The organism is Streptococcus oralis (assembly GCF_023109155.1).
GTDB classification, from domain to species: domain Bacteria; phylum Bacillota; class Bacilli; order Lactobacillales; family Streptococcaceae; genus Streptococcus; species Streptococcus oralis_BZ.
In genome coordinates this window covers 89,380-108,048 of sequence record NZ_JALDUA010000005.1, presented here as the reverse complement: position 1 = coordinate 108,048, position 18,669 = coordinate 89,380, and the positions used below count along the sequence as shown (strand labels likewise).

Genomic DNA, 18,669 nt, shown 5'->3' with positions numbered 1-18,669 from the left:
AATGACATACGAAGTAAAATCTCTTAATGAAGAATGTGGTGTTTTCGGTATCTGGGGACATCCAGATGCTGCTAAATTGACCTATTTTGGTCTCCATAGTCTTCAGCACCGTGGTCAGGAGGGGGCAGGAATCCTCTCCAATGATCAAGGGAAACTAAAGCGTCATCGCGACATGGGGCTTTTATCAGAAGTGTTCAGAAACCCAGCTAATTTGGATAAACTGACTGGAACGAGCGCGATTGGGCATGTTCGTTACGCGACTGCTGGCGAAGCTTCTGTTGATAACATCCAGCCCTTCCTCTTTCGCTTTCATGATATGCAGTTTGGACTTGCTCACAACGGAAACTTGACCAATGCTGAATCGCTCAAGAAAGAATTGGAACAAAGAGGCGCTATTTTCAGTTCAACTTCGGACTCGGAAATCTTGGCTCACCTCATTCGTCGGAGTCACAATCCGAACTTGATGGGCAAAATCAAAGAGGCGCTCAGCCTTGTAAAAGGTGGATTTGCTTATATCCTGCTGTTTGAGGACAAGTTGATTGCGGCGCTTGATCCTAATGGCTTCCGTCCACTTTCTATTGGGAAAATGGCCAACGGAGCGGTGGTGGTTTCGTCAGAAACCTGTGCCTTTGAAGTCATTGGTGCCGAGTGGATTCGTGATGTGAAACCAGGAGAGATTGTAATCGTGGATGACAATGGGATTCAGTATGATAGCTATACGAATGATACCCAGTTGGCGATCTGCTCTATGGAGTATATCTACTTTGCCCGTCCTGACTCTAATATCCATGGTGTTAATGTCCATACAGCTCGCAAACGTATGGGGGCTCAATTAGCGCGTGAGTTCAAGCACGAAGCAGATATTGTGGTCGGTGTGCCCAATTCTTCACTCAGCGCAGCTATGGGATTTGCAGAAGAATCTGGTCTGCCAAATGAAATGGGGCTGATCAAAAACCAATACACGCAACGCACCTTTATCCAACCGACTCAAGAATTGCGGGAGCAAGGGGTGCGGATGAAACTGTCTGCTGTTTCGGGCGTTGTCAAAGGCAAACGTGTGGTGATGGTGGATGATTCCATTGTTCGTGGGACAACCTCTCGCCGTATCGTTCAGCTTTTGAAAGAAGCGGGTGCTTCTGAAGTTCACGTTGCTATTGGTAGTCCAGCGCTAGCTTATCCATGTTTTTACGGGATTGATATCCAGACGCGTCAGGAGTTGATTGCGGCCAATCATACGGTCGAAGAAACTCGCCAAATCATTGGTGCGGATAGCCTGACCTATCTTTCGATTGATGGCTTGATTGATTCTATCGGGATTGAAACAGATGCGCCGAATGGTGGTCTCTGTGTCGCTTACTTTGACGGCGATTATCCAACACCTCTTTATGACTATGAGGAAGACTATCGTAGAAGTTTGGAAGAAAAGACCAGTTTTTACAAATAGGCGGATGAAGGCTCTCCATTAAAGGAAAGGAAGAGGAGACAAAGATGACAAATAAGAATGCTTATGCCCAGTCGGGTGTGGATGTTGAAGCGGGTTATGAAGTTGTTGAGCGGATCAAAAAGCACGTGGCTCGTACGGAGCGTGCAGGTGTTATGGGAGCTCTTGGTGGTTTTGGTGGCATGTTTGACCTTTCAAAAACAGGTGTCAAAGAGCCGGTCTTGATCTCAGGAACTGACGGTGTCGGAACCAAGCTCATGCTGGCCATCAAGTACGACAAGCATGATACGATTGGGCAGGACTGTGTGGCCATGTGTGTTAATGACATCATCGCTGCAGGTGCGGAGCCTCTTTACTTCCTTGACTACGTCGCGACTGGCAAGAATGAACCAGCTAAACTAGAACAAGTCGTTGCTGGTGTGGCAGAAGGTTGTGTACAGGCTGGTGCTGCCCTCATCGGTGGTGAAACGGCTGAAATGCCTGGTATGTACGGCGCAGATGATTATGACTTGGCTGGTTTTGCAGTAGGTGTGGCTGAAAAATCTCAAATCATTGACGGCTCAAAAGTAGCTGAAGGTGATGTTCTTCTCGGTCTTGCTTCAAGTGGGATTCACTCAAATGGTTACTCACTCGTGCGTCGTGTTTTTGCCGACTACACAGGTGAGGAAGTCTTGCCAGAATTGGAAGGCAAGAAACTCAAGGAAGTTCTGCTTGAGCCAACTCGTATCTATGTCAAGGCTGTCTTGCCACTCATCAAGGAAGAGTTGGTCAACGGTATTGCCCACATCACAGGTGGGGGCTTTATCGAGAATGTCCCTCGTATGTTTGCGGCTGACCTAGCTGCGGAAATTGAAGAAGACAAGGTTCCAGTGCTTCCGATTTTCAAAGCCCTTGAAAAATACGGTGAAATCAAGCATGAAGAAATGTTTGAAATCTTCAATATGGGTGTGGGACTCATGCTGGCAGTGAGCCCTGAAAATGTAGGTCGCGTCAAGGAATTGCTGGATGAACCAGTCTATGAAATTGGTCGCATCGTCAAGAAAGAAAACGAAAGTGTCATCATCAAATGAAAAAAATAGCGGTTTTTGCCTCTGGTAATGGCTCAAATTTTCAGGTGATTGCCGAAGAGTTTCCGGTGGGATTTGTCTTTTCAGACCATCGTGACGCCTATGTGCTGGAACGTGCAGACAAGCTCAGCGTCCTGTCCTATGCTTTTGAACTCAAGGAGTTTGAGAACAAGGTAGACTACGAAGCAGCACTTGTCGAACTCTTGGAAAAACACCAGATTGACTTGGTTTGTCTAGCAGGCTACATGAAAATCGTTGGGCCAACTTTATTAGCAGCTTATGAAGGTCGAATTATCAACATTCATCCTGCCTACCTTCCAGAATTTCCAGGAGCTCATGGGATTGAGGACGCTTGGAATGCTGGGGTTGCTGAGAGCGGTGTGACCATTCACTGGGTGGACTCAGGTGTGGATACAGGCAAGGTCATCAAACAAGTCCGTGTGCCACGTCTAGCAGATGATACTATCGAAAGATTTGAAGCTCGGATTCATGAGGCAGAGTACAAGTTGTATCCAGAGGTGCTGGATAGCTTGGGAGTGGAGAGAAGGTAAGAAGTAAATCAAGTTTTGATTACGCAATCTTGCTAGGAGAAAAAATGATTGAACTGAAATTGGTAGATGAGAGCAGTTTTCAGGCAGTGCTGGATTTGAAAATATCAGAAGCTGATGAACGAGCACGTTTCGTAGCTCCAAATGTTCGCTCTTTAGCTGATGCATGGCTCTACCGGAAAAACGAAGATGTGTTTCCGATGGCAATCTATTGGGATAAGCAAGTGGTTGGCTTTCTCCTGCTAGAAATAGACAAGGATGAAGCGGAATACTTTATCTGGCGGATAATGATTGGTCAGCAGTACCAAGGAAGAGGTTATGGTCGAAAAGCCTTGGAAGTTCTAATCAAAGAGGCCCAGATGGATAGAGCTTGCAGTCATATTACCGCAGATTATGTGGTTGGAAATGAAAAAATGAAGCACCTGTTGACTAGTCTGGGTTTTCAGGAAACAGGATTTATAGAAGAAAATAACGAAGTCGCTATGCGCTTGGATCTAAAGAAAGAGGAATAGAATGACGAAAAAGGCCTTAATCAGCGTCTCAGATAAAGCGGGCATTGTTGAATTTGCCCAAGAACTTAAAAAACTCGGTTGGGAGATTATCTCGACAGGTGGGACAAAGGTTGCCCTTGACAATGCTGGGGTGGAGACCATTGCCATCGATGATGTGACTGGTTTCCCAGAAATGATGGATGGTCGTGTCAAGACCCTCCACCCAAATATCCACGGAGGGCTTCTTGCTCGTCGTGACTTGGATAGTCACTTAGAGGCTGCTAAGGATAATCAGATTGAGCTCATCGACCTTGTTGTGGTCAACCTTTACCCATTTAAGGAAACCATCCTTAAACCAGATGTGACTTACGCTGACGCGGTGGAGAATATTGATATCGGTGGACCATCCATGCTTCGTTCTGCAGCGAAGAATCACGCTAGCGTAACAGTTGTAGTAGACCCTGCTGACTATGCTGTTGTGCTTGACGAATTGGCATCAAACGGCGAAACCTCTTACGAAACTCGCCAGCGTTTGGCAGCTAAGGTTTTCCGCCACACAGCAGCCTATGATGCTTTGATCGCAGAATACTTCACAGCTCAAGTGGGTGAAGCAAAACCAGAAAAACTCACTTTGACCTATGACCTTAAGCAACCAATGCGCTATGGGGAAAATCCTCAACAGGACGCCGACTTCTACCAAAAAGCTTTGCCGACTGATTACTCCATTGCTTCAGCCAAACAGCTTAACGGTAAGGAATTGTCATTCAACAATATTCGTGACGCTGATGCGGCCATCCGTATCATCCGTGATTTCAAAGACCGTCCAACTGTTGTGGCTCTCAAACACATGAACCCATGTGGAATCGGTCAGGCTGACAACATTGAAACAGCTTGGGACTACGCTTATGAATCTGACCCAGTGTCTATCTTTGGTGGAATTGTCGTCCTTAACCGTGAGGTGGATGCTGCGACAGCTGAGAAGATGCACGGCGTTTTCCTCGAGATCATCATCGCACCGAGCTATACGGATGAAGCGCTAGCCATTTTAACCAATAAAAAGAAAAACTTGCGCATCCTTGCCTTGCCATTTGATGCTCAAGAGGCTAGCGAAGTGGAAGCAGAATACACAGGTGTGGTTGGTGGACTCCTCGTTCAAAACCAAGACGTGGTCAAAGAAAGCCCGGCTGACTGGCAGGTGGTAACCAAACGCCAACCAACCGAGACAGAAGCGACTGCTCTTGAGTTCGCTTGGAAAGCAATTAAGTACGTCAAATCAAACGGTATCATCGTGACCAATGACCACATGACACTCGGTGTTGGCCCAGGACAAACCAACCGTGTGGCTTCTGTTCGTATTGCGATTGACCAAGCTAAAGACCGCCTTGACGGCGCTGTGCTTGCTTCTGATGCCTTCTTCCCATTTGCAGATAACGTGGAAGAAATTGCTAAAGCAGGCATTAAAGCCATCATCCAACCAGGTGGCTCAGTTCGTGACCAAGAGTCTATCGAAGCTGCTGACAAATACGGTTTGACTATGGTCTTCACAGGTGTGAGACATTTTAGACATTAAAAAACGATATTTATATAAGAATATGTTATTTTTATACAGATAGATAAATTGGTAGAATGGAGAAGTTGAGATGTCATTCATAAAATTAAATGTGGGAATGTCGTTTTCAGGACCAACCATTGGAATTAGTCCAGATTTTAGAGAATTTATAAATGTTATAAATAAAAAAAGATATATCAGAAAAAGCAGGATTGATAATATACATTTTCCTTTTGCGGGTCAAAGTACTATGTCATGGGAACTTAGAGGTGATTACAAGCATGGTTTTTATGCCTTCTCTTCGATAGCATTCGAAGGAGAATTTGGACCAAATCCAGATGTATTTATGCTTTTTTCAAAGAATGATAATCTGATAGAATTTAATAGTAAAGAGCATTCGTTAAATGATGATGATTTAACAGTGGTTAAACTAAAGAAAAATATCTTTAAAAATAACAAGTATGAATATGGAATTGAAAAAGAGCTTAATTATTATTCTAATAGTGAATCAGAGTATGATATTCGTCCGTTCATTATTGTTGTATTTGGCGAAGATTCATTAGGATTTGCTACTATTACATTGATAAATAAAAGTTCAAGTACGGCAAATTCAAATGGATTTATTGGGGGAACAATGCCAGGAACGGGAGTAAACCCTTTTCAACCTCAGGCAAGAAAATTAGTGTGGCCAACTGGCAAAGATCTATTACGTACATTAAAGGAACCTCAAACTGGTCGTTCTTTTAGGTTAGATAAAGAACAGGTTGATAATATTTTAAATTTGAAAAGGTATTTTGTTAATTTATTGGAACCGAACATTGCTAAAGTGTTGAAAGAGGAATATATAACGGAGTGAAACATTTTAGACATTAAAAAACGAAAGGGAAGAAAACCGTTTCTTTCCTTTTTTGGCTTAAAACACTAAGTAAAACAAGATTAAAGCGAACGTTTGTGTTATAATATTAGTAAATAATTCGCAAAAGAGGTTGATAGATGAAACTGTTAGTTGTCGGCTCTGGTGGTCGTGAGCATGCGATTGCCAAAAAGTTGTTGGAGTCTAAAGACGTTGAGAAAGTTTTCGTGGCACCTGGAAATGACGGTATGACCTTAGATAGACTTGATTTGGTGAATATCTCTATTTCCGAACATTATAAGTTGATTGACTTCGCAAAATCCAACGATATTGCGTGGACCTTTATCGGCCCAGATGATGCCCTTGCGGCTGGTATTGTGAATGATTTCAATGCGGCTGGTCTCAAGGCTTTTGGTCCGACCAAGGCTGCAGCTGAGCTGGAGTGGTCTAAGGATTTCGCCAAGGAAATTATGGTCAAATACAATGTTCCGACAGCAGCCTATGGGACATTTTCAGATTTCGAGGAGGCAAAGGCCTACATCGAGGAGAAAGGCGCTCCAATCGTCGTCAAGGCAGACGGCTTGGCCCTTGGGAAAGGTGTCGTCGTTGCGGAAACGGTTGAGCAAGCAGTTGAAGCCACTCACGAGATGCTTTTGGACAATAAATTCGGTGACTCGGGGGCGCGAGTGGTCATCGAGGAATTCCTGGATGGAGAGGAGTTTTCTCTCTTTGCCTTTGTCAACGGGGACAAGTTCTACATCATGCCAACGGCACAGGACCACAAACGTGCCTACGATGGGGACAAGGGTCCTAACACTGGTGGGATGGGTGCCTATGCGCCAGTTCCTCACTTACCACAGAGCGTGGTTGACACGGCGGTTGACACTATTGTCAAGCCAGTTCTTGAAGGCATGATTAAAGAAGGACGTCCCTACCTTGGTGTCCTTTACGCGGGTCTTATCTTGACAGCTGATGGACCGAAAGTCATCGAGTTCAACTCTCGTTTTGGAGATCCTGAAACACAAATCATCTTGCCTCGTTTGACATCTGACTTTGCGCAAAATATTACTGACATTTTGGATGGCAAAGAGCCAGCCATCACTTGGACGGACAAGGGTGTGACACTGGGCGTGGTTGTCGCATCCAAGGGCTACCCGCTAGACTACGAAAAGGGTGTCAAGTTGCCAGCCAAAACCGATGGCGACATCATCACCTACTACGCAGGGGCTAAGTTTGCGGAAAATAGCAGAGCGCTGCTATCAAATGGTGGACGTGTCTATATGCTCGTCACCACAGCAGATACCGTCAAAGAAGCCCAAGAAACCATCTACCAAGAACTCTCCCAACAAAAAACAGAAGGCCTCTTTTACCGAACAGATATCGGAAGCAAGGCCATAAAAGATTAACAGACATATTTGCCATGGCGAGCGAAAGCGAGCCACTATAGAATAATCGTCGCAGTAGTGGAACTCCTAGTAGCTTTGCTACTAGGAGCGGAAAACTGGAGACCTAGGCTCCAGTTTTAGTAATGGAACGCCACAAGCGTTCGCTTACGTCCGCACTACATTAGACGATTATTAAAAAGAAAAATAAAAATTCACAAAATACGTTAATGGTCGTATGGTTTGCGAGCATTAGCGAGCTAATATAGAGCAATCACCGCCGTTGTGAAAGAAGGCTTGGCTTTGTTAGCCAAGCCTTCAGGGAAATCGGAAGACCTTGGGCTTCCGATTTAGGCATGAGACACCTTTGGTGGCTGCTGCCGTCCCTCACAACCTAAGGTGATTGTTGAAAGGAAGAAAAAGGAGAAAAAATGAAACCAGTAATTTCCATCATCATGGGCTCCAAATCCGACTGGGCAACCATGCAAAAAGCCGCCGAAGTCCTAGACCGCTTCGGTGTGGCCTACGAAAAGAAGGTGGTCTCTGCCCACCGCACACCAGACCTCATGTTCAAACATGCCGAAGAAGCTCGTAGCCGTGGCATCAAGGTTATCATCGCAGGTGCTGGAGGCGCAGCTCATTTGCCAGGAATGGTCGCTGCTAAAACCACCCTTCCTGTCATTGGTGTACCAGTCAAATCACGTGCTCTTAGTGGCGTGGACTCGCTCTACTCCATCGTTCAGATGCCGGGCGGTGTGCCTGTTGCGACAATGGCTATTGGTGAAGCAGGGGCGACAAATGCGGCTCTTTTTGCCCTCCGTTTCCTAGCAGTAGAGGATCAGGCTATTGCGACAGCTTTGGCAGATTTTGCAGAAGAACAAGGAAAAATCGCAGAGGAGTCGACAAATGAGCTCATCTAAAACAATCGGAATTATCGGTGGCGGTCAGCTGGGTCAGATGATGGCCATTTCTGCTATCTACATGGGGCACAAGGTTATCGCGTTGGACCCTGCGGCTGATTGCCCGGCCTCTCGTGTGGCGGAAATCATCGTGGCGCCTTATAATGATGTGAAGGCCCTCCGTCAGTTGGCGGAGCGTTGCGATGTTCTCACTTATGAATTTGAGAATGTAGATGCTGACGGACTAGATGCTGTCATCAAGGATGGTCAACTCCCTCAAGGGACAGATCTGCTTCGCATTTCTCAAAATCGCATTTTTGAAAAGGACTTTTTGTCAAACAAGGCTCAAGTCACTGTGGCACCATACAAGGTCGTGACTTCTAGCCAAGACTTGGCAGATATTGACCTGTCGAAAACCTATGTCCTCAAGACTGCGACTGGTGGCTATGATGGGCATGGACAAAAGGTCATTCGCTCAGCAGAAGATTTAGAAGAGGCCTATGTACTAGCTGATTCAGCAGACTGCGTCTTGGAAGAATTTGTCAATTTTGACCTTGAAATTTCTGTCATCGTGTCTGGAAATGGTAAGGATGTGACGGTTTTCCCAGTTCAGGAAAATATCCACCGTAATAACATTCTTTCAAAAACCATTGTGCCTGCTCGCATTTCAGAAAGTTTAGCTGAAAAAGCCAAAGCCATGGCAGTGCGAATTGCAGAACAACTGAACCTGTCTGGAACCCTTTGCGTGGAAATGTTTGCGACAGCTGATGACATCATTGTCAATGAGATTGCCCCACGCCCACATAACTCAGGACACTACTCAATCGAAGCCTGTGACTTCTCTCAGTTTGATACGCATATTCTCGGTGTTCTGGGAGCACCATTGCCAGCTATCAAACTACATGCTCCAGCCGTTATGCTTAATGTCCTCGGCCAACACGTCGAGACTGCTGAAAAATATGTCACAGAAAATCCAAGCGCCCATCTCCACATGTATGGTAAAATAGAAGCGAAGCACAACCGCAAGATGGGACATGTAACTTTGTTTAGTGATGTGCCGGATAGCGTGGTTGAATTTTAAGGGGTGAATTATGAATAAGACAACTTTAAAAGTTATTCAAATAAGTGATATCATACAATGGAGTGAAAAGAAAGAAATTGAATTATCTCCGAAATATCAGCGTAATAGCGTTTGGAATGATAATGCTAAATCTTATCTGATAGATACAATATTGAGAGGACTCCCTATACCTCCAATTTTTGTTAGACAAAAAATAGATATAAATACCAAATCTACAAATAGAGAGGTAATTGACGGCCAACAGCGTATCAGAGCGATTTTAGAATATATTGTTGATGAAAAATTTGCAATAAAATCTAGTCATAATCGTGAATACGGTGGTATGAAATATTCTGAATTGGACGATGATACAAAAGAGGCGTTATTAAGTTTTGAAATAATTTCAGAAGTTGTAACTGAAAAAGATGAGAGTTTAATATATGATATGTTTGCGAGATTAAATTCAAATAATTATGTCCTCAATAAACAAGAGATACGTAATGCTAAATACTGGGGAGATTTCAAAGTTTTAGTTTACAACTTGGCATCTAAATACAGAGAGTTTTTCCTTGAATATAGTATGTTTTCTGATACTGAGTTTACACGAATGAAAGATATAGAATTATTGAACTCGATGTTGATTGTTACTTTATTTGGGATTGTTTCGGAGACTCCTAAGTCTGTTGATAAAGTATATGAAGAATATGATAAAGGTTTTGAAGATGGCCATATATTTGAAGAGCAAATTGCAACAATTATGGGTTCTATTAGTTCGATATATAATTATTATAAGGGACAATTGAGTTGTTTGGAAAACAAAAATTATTTTTTCACATTATTTTGTGTGTTATTCAATCAATTCTTTGGTTTGAAAGACAGTGATCTAGCTCGAACAGAAGGTGCTTTAGATATAGATTTTATCCTTTCTGTTGTAGCGCAATTTTTAAATGATTATAATAACAAAGTTATGTCGTTAGGCTCTAATGATTCAATGGAGGTTGCTTGGAGTGAATTTACAAAAAATCATAGGATTCGGACGACTAGTAAAAACGAAAGAATTAAAAGAATCACATTTTTGAATAATTACTTTGTGAGGTAAGCATGGTTGTTCGAAAATCTGAGATATTAGAAAATATAGATACTTGGGTTAGATGGTCTTCTGAAAAAGAGATATACGATGTCGCACTATTAAAAATCTGGATTCAATTTGAAAAGTATTTAGGCCAGCTATTTACGACTTATTGTTTAGGAGGTCAATCTGAAACAGGTTTTCAACCACGGCTAAAGATTCAATTTCAGGATGAAATTCAATTCAATGCCTTTATGAGAGAAGGAAATAAAGCATATATTGAATATGTAGGTAGAATCGAGTTTCTTTCCAAGCATATTTTTGAAACTAATCCATTTGACATTATTCTTACAACGGAATATAAAACAAGTTTTGAACAGATGAAATATTTGAGAAATTACATAGCTCATGAAAGTGAAGAATCTCGCAGAAAATTATTGAATAATATTTTTTATGGGAGAGAGGAAAAATTTGAAGAGCCTAACGAATATTTAAAAAGATTCACTAGTTCAGGGGAAATGACATATTTTACTTATTATACTAAACAGATAAAAGACATAATCGAACTTTTGGATAGTCCTGGCAATACTTTATCCAATTAATATGAAATCTATTCTATTTTAGGAGTTTTTATGATACAACTCATCGTAAATGCATTTGTCGAAAAAGAGAAGATTGGAGCAATCGTTGAAGTCTTGTTTGCTAGTAGTGATTACGAAAAGGTGAAAGTAAAATATGAAGAGTTGGCGGCTCAATATCCTGAAAACTATTTAGCTATCTATGATATACCGCTAGATAAGGATTTGAATACACTAGATCACTACCCATCAGTATGGATTGGGAAAGAGGAGTTTGAGTAGGGTTAATATGGTAAATTTTAATATCTTTGAATATGAACAAATGATTGGTGATTTAATTCACGATACTTTTTATGTAGGATTAACAAGAAGAGGTAAAATAAAAGGGATCAGGCAATTCTCAGAAGTTATAGTTAGAAAAATATTAAATATTGGGAGTGATACTTATTTTACATTAGGAAAAGCTAAGCATATGGAACAATTTAAGAAACTTTCCAACAATAGGAAAGTGTATTTAAAAGCCTCCATTGAGAAGATACGCCCATTGGGAAATGATGGAACACATACTCAACATACAGAGGAGTTTTCTGATGATGAACTTAATCAAGTAAAAGATGGCTTATTTGATTTATATGCTTATCTCTTTATTGATTACTTTTTGAAGTATCCTATGAATTTATTGTCTCCTGCTCAGGTCATGGGTGATTTTTCGCTGTTGCCCCCAATTATAAGATATAAGACTTTACAATATTTGTATGATAATGAAGCTAATCTACAAATCGCAAACAGGTACTGTTTATCAATTATAAAAACTTATGATAAACCTACTGCTTTTAGGTGGTTAGAAGAGGAAAGGGAAAGGCTTTATCAGATACATTATCCAACTCAAGAAGAAGCTGAGGAATATTATATTAATCGAGGAGTTCAAATTTCTTCAACTCAAATTAAAGTGGACATTCAATTATGGAGGTACAGTAACGTATATGATTTATTAAAAGATAAGGTTATAGACCCTAGAACTTCTGTTAATGAATCAGGTAAAATGTATTCAAATTTTGAACAAGCGAAAAAATGTTATGAAAATAATAATGTTCTTACTTCAAGTAATATAGAGGAAGCTAAAGAATTCTATAATGCTGTGAAATATAAGTTTTCTAACAATATTGAAAAAGTTAAAAATTTCTATAGGTTAAATAATTTATATTTTCCTGAAAACGATGAGCGTACTTTTGATGAATTCAAAGATTTTGGAGAATTAATGGAATTTGTGTTTATGGGCAGGAGGCAATATAGCTAGAAAATAGTTAGATCATTTATTGGAATAGTTTGATGAATTTAAGTCTCGATACCTGAATATCTAGAAAAATATTTCGCAATTTATAATGTGTTTATGAATGTGGATTTAAATATAGTAGAAATTCCCCATCTTTGTGTATTTGGAAAGAAGACATTGAGTGAGAAATAGTATTTATATAATGTTTTTCAAGAAAGAAAGGAAAAGAAAACATGATCAACCGTTACTCTCGCCCTGAGATGGCGAACATTTGGAGTGAAGAAAATAAATACCGTGCTTGGCTTGAGGTAGAAATCTTGGCTGACGAGGCATGGGCTGAGTTGGGGGAAATCCCTAAGGAAGATGTGGCTTTGATTCGTGAAAAAGCGGACTTTGACATCGACCGTATTTTGGAGATTGAGCAGGAGACGCGTCACGATGTGGTGGCTTTCACACGTGCGGTTTCTGAAACTCTTGGTGAAGAGCGCAAGTGGGTTCACTATGGTTTGACCTCTACCGACGTGGTGGATACTGCCTATGGTTACCTTTACAAACAAGCCAACGACATCATCCGTCGTGACCTTGAAAACTTCACCAACATCATCGCTGATAAGGCTAAGGAGCACAAGTTCACCATCATGATGGGGCGTACCCACGGTGTGCACGCTGAGCCTACAACTTTTGGTCTTAAATTAGCGACTTGGTACAGCGAAATGAAGCGCAATATCGAACGTTTCGAGCATGCGGCTGCTGGAGTGGAAGCTGGTAAAATCTCTGGTGCGGTTGGGAACTTTGCTAACATCCCACCATTTGTAGAGCAATATGTCTGCGACAAATTGGGTATCCGTGCTCAAGAAATCTCTACACAGGTCCTTCCTCGTGACCTCCACGCTGAGTATTTTGCAGTTCTTGCCAGCATCGCGACTTCCATCGAGCGCATGGCAACTGAGATCCGTGGTCTTCAAAAATCTGAGCAACGCGAAGTGGAAGAGTTCTTTGCTAAAGGGCAAAAAGGTTCATCCGCTATGCCTCACAAACGCAACCCAATCGGTTCTGAGAACATGACAGGTTTGGCGCGTGTTATCCGTGGTCATATGGTGACGGCCTATGAAAACGTCGCTCTCTGGCACGAACGTGATATTTCTCACTCATCAGCTGAGCGTATCATCACACCGGACACGACCATTTTGATTGACTACATGCTCAACCGTTTTGGAAACATCGTCAAGAACTTGACAGTCTTCCCAGAAAACATGATCCGCAACATGAACTCAACCTTTGGTCTTATCTTTAGCCAACGTGCTATGTTGACCTTGATTGAGAAAGGCATGACCCGTGAGCAAGCCTATGACTTGGTACAACCAAAAACAGCTCAATCATGGGATAACCAAGTAGACTTCAAACCACTCCTTGAAGCAGATCCAGAAGTGACTTCACGCCTCACTCAAGAAGAAATCGATGAAATCTTCAACCCTGCATACTACACCAAACGGGTGGATGAGATCTTTGAACGTATCGGACTTGGTAATTAATCATAAAACAAAAAAGCGAGATTCAATCTCGCTTTTTTCTATTCTCTTAGAAGAATCTTAGTCTTCTTTTCTCTTAGTCAGTCCGTAGGCTGCTAGTGTGGCCATAAGTCCTGCTGCGACCAAGCCTGCAGAGTCTTGACTTCCTGTTGCAGGGAGTTGTTTTTCATCTGCTTTGGCAGTAGTTGGTGCAGTTTGCTCAGCTTTCTCAACGGCAGTGCCGACTTCAACAACTTGAGTGACCGCTTCCTGTGTTACCACGCTATTGACAAGCGTTCTTTCTTCTTTTCCATCAGCACTAGTGCTCACAGAGTAGAAGGCAGTACGGTGGCCGTTGGCTCCTTTAGTAACAACTTGCGTTTGTCCTTTTGGTAATTGAGGATTTTCACGTGTCACAGTAGTGAATGGAATTTCTTCCTCTTGGATATCCAGTCTTGGTTTTGTTTCTGCGGCTGGAGCAAGACCGTGTTCGTCCCCTTTGTGCGTAATAGGGGTGCCGATTTCAACCACTTGGGTCACAGGTTCTTTGGTTACTTGGCTATCTAGTACCGTTTCTGTTTGTTTCCCATTTTCAGTAAGGACAGAGATGTAATGAGTGCGTTCGCCCTCTACACCTGGTGTGATGATCTTTTCCTGACCGGCTGGGAGGTTCGGATTTTCCTTCTTGATGACCTCAAATGGAATCTTTTCTGCTCTTGTGATGAGTTCCGGTTTGGTTTCAACATTGGCAGCTAGTTCGTTTTCATCGAGGCTTCCTGAGTGGGTTGCCGCTGGTTTAAGGCTTAGGCGGGCTGCTTTGAGCTTGGCTACGAGAGCGTCTAACTCGGCTTGTTTGTTACGGTTGAGGTTGTAGTTGAGAGCTTCTTTCGCTGCATTTAGGGCCTCCAAGCTTTCCTGGCTGTATCCTTCCAAGTTAGTAGGGATTTGAGCAAGCTCCTCACGGAGAGCATTGTAGTCAGCGCGGAAGTAGTCTTTGTTGTGGTCTGCGAAGGCAGTCATGAGTTCAAAGATTTCTTCTTCCTTGTACTCAGCACTTGGTTTGTCTGCCCAGATAGCAAGCATGCTTCCGACGGTTGGAAGGTCTACTTCTGGATACTTGGTAGCTGCAAGCTGGTTAAATGGCACTTTACCAGAGTTTTCAAGTGCTTTTGATAGTGGGTAGGCTTCATCTGGTTTGTGATTGCCTAGGACGTAGTACCAGTCTCCGTTGGTGTTGAGGAGTTTATAGCCTTTGCTTGCTAGGTACTGAGGCGTTGCAAGGTTATAGCCCCACCATCCCTTAGACCAGTAAGAGATGATGACATCCTTGTCAAACTCAACATCATCCTTGTCTTCGTAGTAGAAACCATCGTTGAAGGCCATTGGTTGAAGGCCTCTTTCTTTGGCCATGGCAGCAAGGGTGTTAGAGTATTCAGCAAACTTGCCATAGAGTCCATACCATTTGAGGTAGTACCAGCCTTGCGCGTTGGTGGCATCATTGGCATATTCGTCTGTACCGTAGTTGAAGATCTTTGTCTTGCCTGCAAAGAAGTCCATGTACTTGCCGATGAGGGCTTTGACAAAGTTCATCGCCTCTTCGTTTTCAAGGTCCATGGTTGTTTTGGAGACCTTGTCAAAGTTGGCTTGAGGATTCTTGATTCCAAGTTTTTCCATAGCGACGAGCATGGCATCCATGTGACCTGGGCTGTTGATTGCTGGGATGAGTCCGAGGCCTTTTGATTTTGCGTACTCGATCAATTCAGTGATTTCAGCTTGGCTAAGAGTGGTTCCGTTTGGATCATCGTAGTAAGCTTTTGTTCCTTCAATGATGGCATTTTTGACATCGTCACTTGCATAAGTTTTTCCGTTAGCAGTGATGGTCATATCATCAAGTAGGAAGCGAAGTCCATCATTTCCTAGGAGGAGATGCACATCAGAATATCCAAGTTCGCTAGCTTTATCAATGATACGTTTGAGTTGCTCAGCTGAGAAGTACTTACGTCCAGCGTCGATTGAGATCACCTTGTTCTTGGCAAGTTTTTCAACTTCGCGTTTCGCATCTTCTTCTTTTTGAGCTTCTGGTGTGAAGGTCAAGTTGCTGACAGCTTCTTGGAGTTTTGCGATTGCCTGGTCAATGGTATCTTGTTGGGCACGGCTGAGGTTGCTATCAAGTGAGCGAATGGCTTTTTCAGCTTCTTTTACAGCTGCGACACTTTCTGCAGTATAGCGGTTAAGGTCTGTTGGTACTTCTTTCAGAGCTTGCTCAGCAGACTCATAGTCAGCTGCGAAGTATTCAGCATTGGCATTTGCGAAGCTACGCATGAGTTTGAAGAGGCGTGATGGTGAATAGCGTGCAGATGGGGTATCCGCCCAAGCAGCTACCATACCCCCGATGAACGGGATAGTAGCCCCATCAGATTTTGGTACAGAAGTGATTGGAGTGTTCTTGATACCATTGAGTCCTTGGTCGAGGTTGTACCAGCCTTGGCCATCGGCATTTCGTCCGAGGACGTAGTACCAAGCATCGTTGGTATTAAGGATTTGGTGGCCTTTTTCAACTAGAAGTTTAGAAGAAGCGACGTCGTATCCGCCCCATCCACCAGTCCACATTGAAACGATGATGTCTTTGTCAAAAGTACCAAAGCTAGTGTCGCTATTATAGTAGATACCGTCGTTAAAGGCCATTGGTTTGAGGCCGTGAGATTTGACGATGCGAGCAAGGTCATTGGCGTAGGCGATAAATTTATCATAACCCTTGTCAGGGAATCCATCTTCTGGATACCATTTATAGGCTTGAAGAACGCTCCAGCCTTTGGCGTTTGTAGCATCATTGGCGTACTCGTCTAGTCCGATATTGAAGATGTCAGATTTGCCAGCGAAGTAAGCAGCGTACTTGTCGATCAGAGCTTTGGTAAATGCAAGAGCCTCTTTGTTATCAAGGTCAACGGTACGAGCAGATTCCTTACCAAAGTAGTTGAAGTTCGGTTTTTGGATGCCTAGTTCTTTCATGGCATGCAAAATCGCATCCATGTGACCAGGGCTGTTTACAGTTGGGATGAGGCCAATACCTTTATTTTTAGCATAGTTGATCAAGTCCGTCATCTGACTTTCTGTCAAATGGTTGCCGTTTGGATCCTTGTAATAGGCATCGGTTCCGTTTTCGAGTGCACGTTTGACATCGTCACTTGCATAGGTTTTACCATTGGCTGTGATCGTCATGTCGTCCAACATAAAACGCATGCCGTCATTTCCAACTAGTAGATGAAGATCAGTATAACCGTAGTGTTTGGCTTTGTCGATGACTTCTTTGAGTTGGTCTGGAGAGAAGTACTTGCGTCCAGCGTCGATTGAGATCATTTTTCTTTTTGCCAGTTTTTCATTTACCTGAGGTGCTCGTTCCGTACTAGGAGTGGTTACTGCAGGTGTGACGGCTTCATTTTTCTTTTCTGAAGGAGTACTTTCGGCAGGAGTTTCAGCTGGGGCAGGGCTTTCTTTCTCGGCAGTAGGAGTTGGAGTAGCATTTTCTGTCACAACTGGTGCGCTTGACTCTTCTGTTTTTGGAGCAACTGTTCGAGGAACCTCCTGGTCTTCTTTGACCTCCTCTTTTACAGGCTTGTCAGCCTTTTCTTCCAGTTTTTCTGGAACCTTAGAGTCTACAGCTTCTTTGACTGCTTGTGGACTCTCCTGAATCGTTTGGACAGTTTTTTCAGCTGTTGGAGCTGGAGTAATCCCGTCGGCAGATACGACTTGGGCGCTAAAAGCAAATCCTATAAGTACAGAAGCTGCCCCAACCGCGTATTTTCGGATGGAGAAGCGCTGTTTCTTTTCTAGTTTCATGACAAAACCTCCTTGTTATTATCATATATGATAGCGTTTACATAAAACCAATTTTATTTTATTATCTAAGGAGTAAAATGTCAAGTGGGTTTATATAAGAACTATAATAAATAGAGGAAATCATAAGATTTAGGAGAAATTTGCTAATAAGGGATAAAACCGAGGAAAAACCAAACGAAATTTTACCTTGTTTTTAGTAAAAATGCTACTAATTAAATAAGAGACCTTCATAGCGTTTTCACAACTTCTTTCTCGTGCTATAATGAATACAGAAAAAGCCTGAGCTAGGCTCAGGCTTTTTCTTAATGACCTCGGTTACATGAGATGAATTTGATTTTGTAGTAGTCTGCTCGCTTATAAGTTTCACTATAGGCAAGGACTTGGCCAGTGGCCTCAAGTTTTGTAGTCTTCGTTTGGAAGACAGTTGGGAATTGTGTATCGATTCCGAGTACAGAAGCAGCATGCTCTGGTGTTGGGAATGCGATTTCGTTGATTTCCTCAAAATGTTCATCACTCATGTGAATGCGGTAATCCAATTTGAAACGTGTATAGATAGAGCTATAATAGTCAAGATTTGGATAGTTGGCATTGATGTATTGCTCAGGAATATAAGATGTGTGGTAGATGTATGTCACATCGTTTGTCTGACGAATACGTTCAATCTTATAGTAGAATTGATCTCCACGTAGTCCAAGTTTATCTAAATATTCAAGTTTGTTTCCGCGCTCGATAGAAAGGACAGTAACTTTATCGTCTTTTGTTTCAAAGATTTCGACATCTGAAAACTCAACGAGTTTGTGCTTACGGGCACGTGAAACGAAAGTACCTTTACCTTGTTGGCGGACAATGTAGCCGTCTTTAGCAAGGTCGTTCAAGGCACGAACAACTGTGATTGAACTCACATCGTACATCGCGATCAATTCGGCTTCTGTATAAAATTTATCTCCACTTGCAAATTGACCAGAGATGATTTTGTTTTTTAATTCATCTTTAATATATTGGTATTTAGGAATAGCCATAAATTTCACCTCGATTCTCTTTCTCCAATTTTGATTTTACCACAAATATAGAGAAAAGAGTAGTATTAAGGTCAAAAAATTAAAATAATAGACTA

16 protein-coding genes and 1 pseudogene are annotated in these 18,669 nt (G+C 42.5%); 15 read left to right on the top strand and 2 right to left on the bottom strand.

The genetic code is table 11. The annotated features are described in order from the left end of the window. The first annotated feature begins 1 nt into the window (after nucleotide 1). From purF to purB, 15 genes and pseudogenes are all read left to right on the top strand, one after another. On the top strand, nucleotides 2-1,444 hold the full coding sequence (gene purF / locus M1F63_RS09155; RefSeq protein WP_247941254.1) for an amidophosphoribosyltransferase: 1,443 nt from the start codon (nucleotides 2-4) through the stop codon (nucleotides 1,442-1,444). A 44-nt stretch (nucleotides 1,445-1,488) separates the two neighbouring features. Further along, the gene (gene purM, locus M1F63_RS09150) at nucleotides 1,489-2,511 is read left to right on the top strand and encodes a phosphoribosylformylglycinamidine cyclo-ligase (protein ID WP_247941253.1); all 1,023 of its coding nucleotides are present in this window, start codon (nucleotides 1,489-1,491) and stop codon (nucleotides 2,509-2,511) included. Then, nucleotides 2,508-3,059 (top strand): phosphoribosylglycinamide formyltransferase, encoded by a 552-nt coding sequence (purN, locus tag M1F63_RS09145; protein WP_247941252.1) that lies wholly within the window; start codon nucleotides 2,508-2,510, stop codon nucleotides 3,057-3,059. The genes purM and purN overlap by 4 nt, the downstream gene beginning before the upstream one ends. Before the next feature lie 44 nt (nucleotides 3,060-3,103). Next, nucleotides 3,104-3,568 carry a GNAT family N-acetyltransferase gene (locus M1F63_RS09140; RefSeq protein WP_000571268.1) on the top strand — a complete coding sequence of 155 codons (465 nt, stop codon included), beginning with the start codon at nucleotides 3,104-3,106 and terminating at the stop codon, nucleotides 3,566-3,568. A 1-nt stretch (nucleotide 3,569) separates the two neighbouring features. After that, complete coding sequence (purH, locus tag M1F63_RS09135; RefSeq protein WP_247941251.1) at nucleotides 3,570-5,117, top strand: bifunctional phosphoribosylaminoimidazolecarboxamide formyltransferase/IMP cyclohydrolase; 1,548 nt, start codon at nucleotides 3,570-3,572, stop codon at nucleotides 5,115-5,117. A 70-nt stretch (nucleotides 5,118-5,187) separates the two neighbouring features. Then, complete coding sequence (locus M1F63_RS09130; RefSeq protein ID WP_247941250.1) at nucleotides 5,188-5,952, top strand: hypothetical protein; 765 nt, start codon at nucleotides 5,188-5,190, stop codon at nucleotides 5,950-5,952. A 137-nt stretch (nucleotides 5,953-6,089) separates the two neighbouring features. After that, complete coding sequence (gene purD / locus M1F63_RS09125; RefSeq protein ID WP_247941249.1) at nucleotides 6,090-7,355, top strand: phosphoribosylamine--glycine ligase; 1,266 nt, start codon at nucleotides 6,090-6,092, stop codon at nucleotides 7,353-7,355. A gap of 286 nt (nucleotides 7,356-7,641) precedes the next feature. After that, nucleotides 7,642-7,734 (top strand): annotated as a pseudogene (locus tag M1F63_RS10200) (phosphoribosylaminoimidazole carboxylase); the annotation flags it as partial. Nucleotides 7,735-7,762: 28 nt separating this feature from the next. Beyond that, nucleotides 7,763-8,251 carry a 5-(carboxyamino)imidazole ribonucleotide mutase gene (gene purE / locus M1F63_RS09120; protein ID WP_247941248.1) on the top strand — a complete coding sequence of 163 codons (489 nt, stop codon included), beginning with the start codon at nucleotides 7,763-7,765 and terminating at the stop codon, nucleotides 8,249-8,251. Then, nucleotides 8,238-9,311 (top strand): 5-(carboxyamino)imidazole ribonucleotide synthase, encoded by a 1,074-nt coding sequence (purK, locus tag M1F63_RS09115; RefSeq protein WP_247941247.1) that lies wholly within the window; start codon nucleotides 8,238-8,240, stop codon nucleotides 9,309-9,311. The genes purE and purK overlap by 14 nt, the downstream gene beginning before the upstream one ends. Before the next feature lie 10 nt (nucleotides 9,312-9,321). Continuing rightward, nucleotides 9,322-10,389 (top strand): DUF262 domain-containing protein, encoded by a 1,068-nt coding sequence (locus M1F63_RS09110; RefSeq protein WP_125398997.1) that lies wholly within the window; start codon nucleotides 9,322-9,324, stop codon nucleotides 10,387-10,389. A gap of 2 nt (nucleotides 10,390-10,391) precedes the next feature. After that, a complete protein-coding gene (locus tag M1F63_RS09105; RefSeq protein ID WP_125398996.1) occupies nucleotides 10,392-10,961 on the top strand; it encodes a hypothetical protein in 570 nt (189 codons plus the stop codon). A 30-nt stretch (nucleotides 10,962-10,991) separates the two neighbouring features. After that, nucleotides 10,992-11,219: a phosphoribosylaminoimidazole carboxylase gene (locus M1F63_RS09100; RefSeq protein WP_125398995.1), complete on the top strand. Its 228-nt coding sequence runs from the start codon at nucleotides 10,992-10,994 to the stop codon at nucleotides 11,217-11,219. A 7-nt stretch (nucleotides 11,220-11,226) separates the two neighbouring features. Next, nucleotides 11,227-12,234: a hypothetical protein gene (locus M1F63_RS09095; RefSeq protein WP_125398994.1), complete on the top strand. Its 1,008-nt coding sequence runs from the start codon at nucleotides 11,227-11,229 to the stop codon at nucleotides 12,232-12,234. 209 nt (nucleotides 12,235-12,443) lie between these two features. Beyond that, a complete protein-coding gene (gene purB / locus M1F63_RS09090; protein WP_247941246.1) occupies nucleotides 12,444-13,742 on the top strand; it encodes an adenylosuccinate lyase in 1,299 nt (432 codons plus the stop codon). Nucleotides 13,743-13,799: 57 nt separating this feature from the next. On the opposite strand, the gene strH is transcribed toward purB, so the two are convergent. Both strH and M1F63_RS09080 read right to left on the bottom strand, forming a co-directional pair. Beyond that, entirely contained in the window at nucleotides 13,800-17,555 is a 3,756-nt protein-coding gene (gene strH / locus M1F63_RS09085; RefSeq protein WP_247941245.1) for a family 20 glycosylhydrolase, read from the bottom strand. A gap of 302 nt (nucleotides 17,556-17,857) precedes the next feature. Further along, nucleotides 17,858-18,574, bottom strand: a complete 717-nt coding sequence (locus M1F63_RS09080; protein WP_001007181.1) for a GntR family transcriptional regulator — start codon at nucleotides 18,572-18,574, stop codon at nucleotides 17,858-17,860. Between the last annotated feature and the right edge of the window lie 95 nt (nucleotides 18,575-18,669).

Coding starts and splice junctions, on each gene's coding strand:
- purH (WP_247941251.1), top strand. CDS start 3,570: ATGACGAAAAAGGCCTTAATCAGCGTCTCAGATAAAGCGGGCATTGTT.
- purK (WP_247941247.1), top strand. CDS start 8,238: ATGAGCTCATCTAAAACAATCGGAATTATCGGTGGCGGTCAGCTGGGT.
- purM (WP_247941253.1), top strand. CDS start 1,489: ATGACAAATAAGAATGCTTATGCCCAGTCGGGTGTGGATGTTGAAGCG.
- M1F63_RS09130 (WP_247941250.1), top strand. CDS start 5,188: ATGTCATTCATAAAATTAAATGTGGGAATGTCGTTTTCAGGACCAACC.
- M1F63_RS09080 (WP_001007181.1), bottom strand. CDS start 18,574: ATGGCTATTCCTAAATACCAATATATTAAAGATGAATTAAAAAACAAA.
- purE (WP_247941248.1), top strand. CDS start 7,763: ATGAAACCAGTAATTTCCATCATCATGGGCTCCAAATCCGACTGGGCA.
- purD (WP_247941249.1), top strand. CDS start 6,090: ATGAAACTGTTAGTTGTCGGCTCTGGTGGTCGTGAGCATGCGATTGCC.
- purB (WP_247941246.1), top strand. CDS start 12,444: ATGATCAACCGTTACTCTCGCCCTGAGATGGCGAACATTTGGAGTGAA.
- M1F63_RS09140 (WP_000571268.1), top strand. CDS start 3,104: ATGATTGAACTGAAATTGGTAGATGAGAGCAGTTTTCAGGCAGTGCTG.
- purF (WP_247941254.1), top strand. CDS start 2: ATGACATACGAAGTAAAATCTCTTAATGAAGAATGTGGTGTTTTCGGT.
- purN (WP_247941252.1), top strand. CDS start 2,508: ATGAAAAAAATAGCGGTTTTTGCCTCTGGTAATGGCTCAAATTTTCAG.
- M1F63_RS09105 (WP_125398996.1), top strand. CDS start 10,392: ATGGTTGTTCGAAAATCTGAGATATTAGAAAATATAGATACTTGGGTT.
- M1F63_RS09110 (WP_125398997.1), top strand. CDS start 9,322: ATGAATAAGACAACTTTAAAAGTTATTCAAATAAGTGATATCATACAA.
- strH (WP_247941245.1), bottom strand. CDS start 17,555: ATGAAACTAGAAAAGAAACAGCGCTTCTCCATCCGAAAATACGCGGTT.
- M1F63_RS09095 (WP_125398994.1), top strand. CDS start 11,227: ATGGTAAATTTTAATATCTTTGAATATGAACAAATGATTGGTGATTTA.
- M1F63_RS09100 (WP_125398995.1), top strand. CDS start 10,992: ATGATACAACTCATCGTAAATGCATTTGTCGAAAAAGAGAAGATTGGA.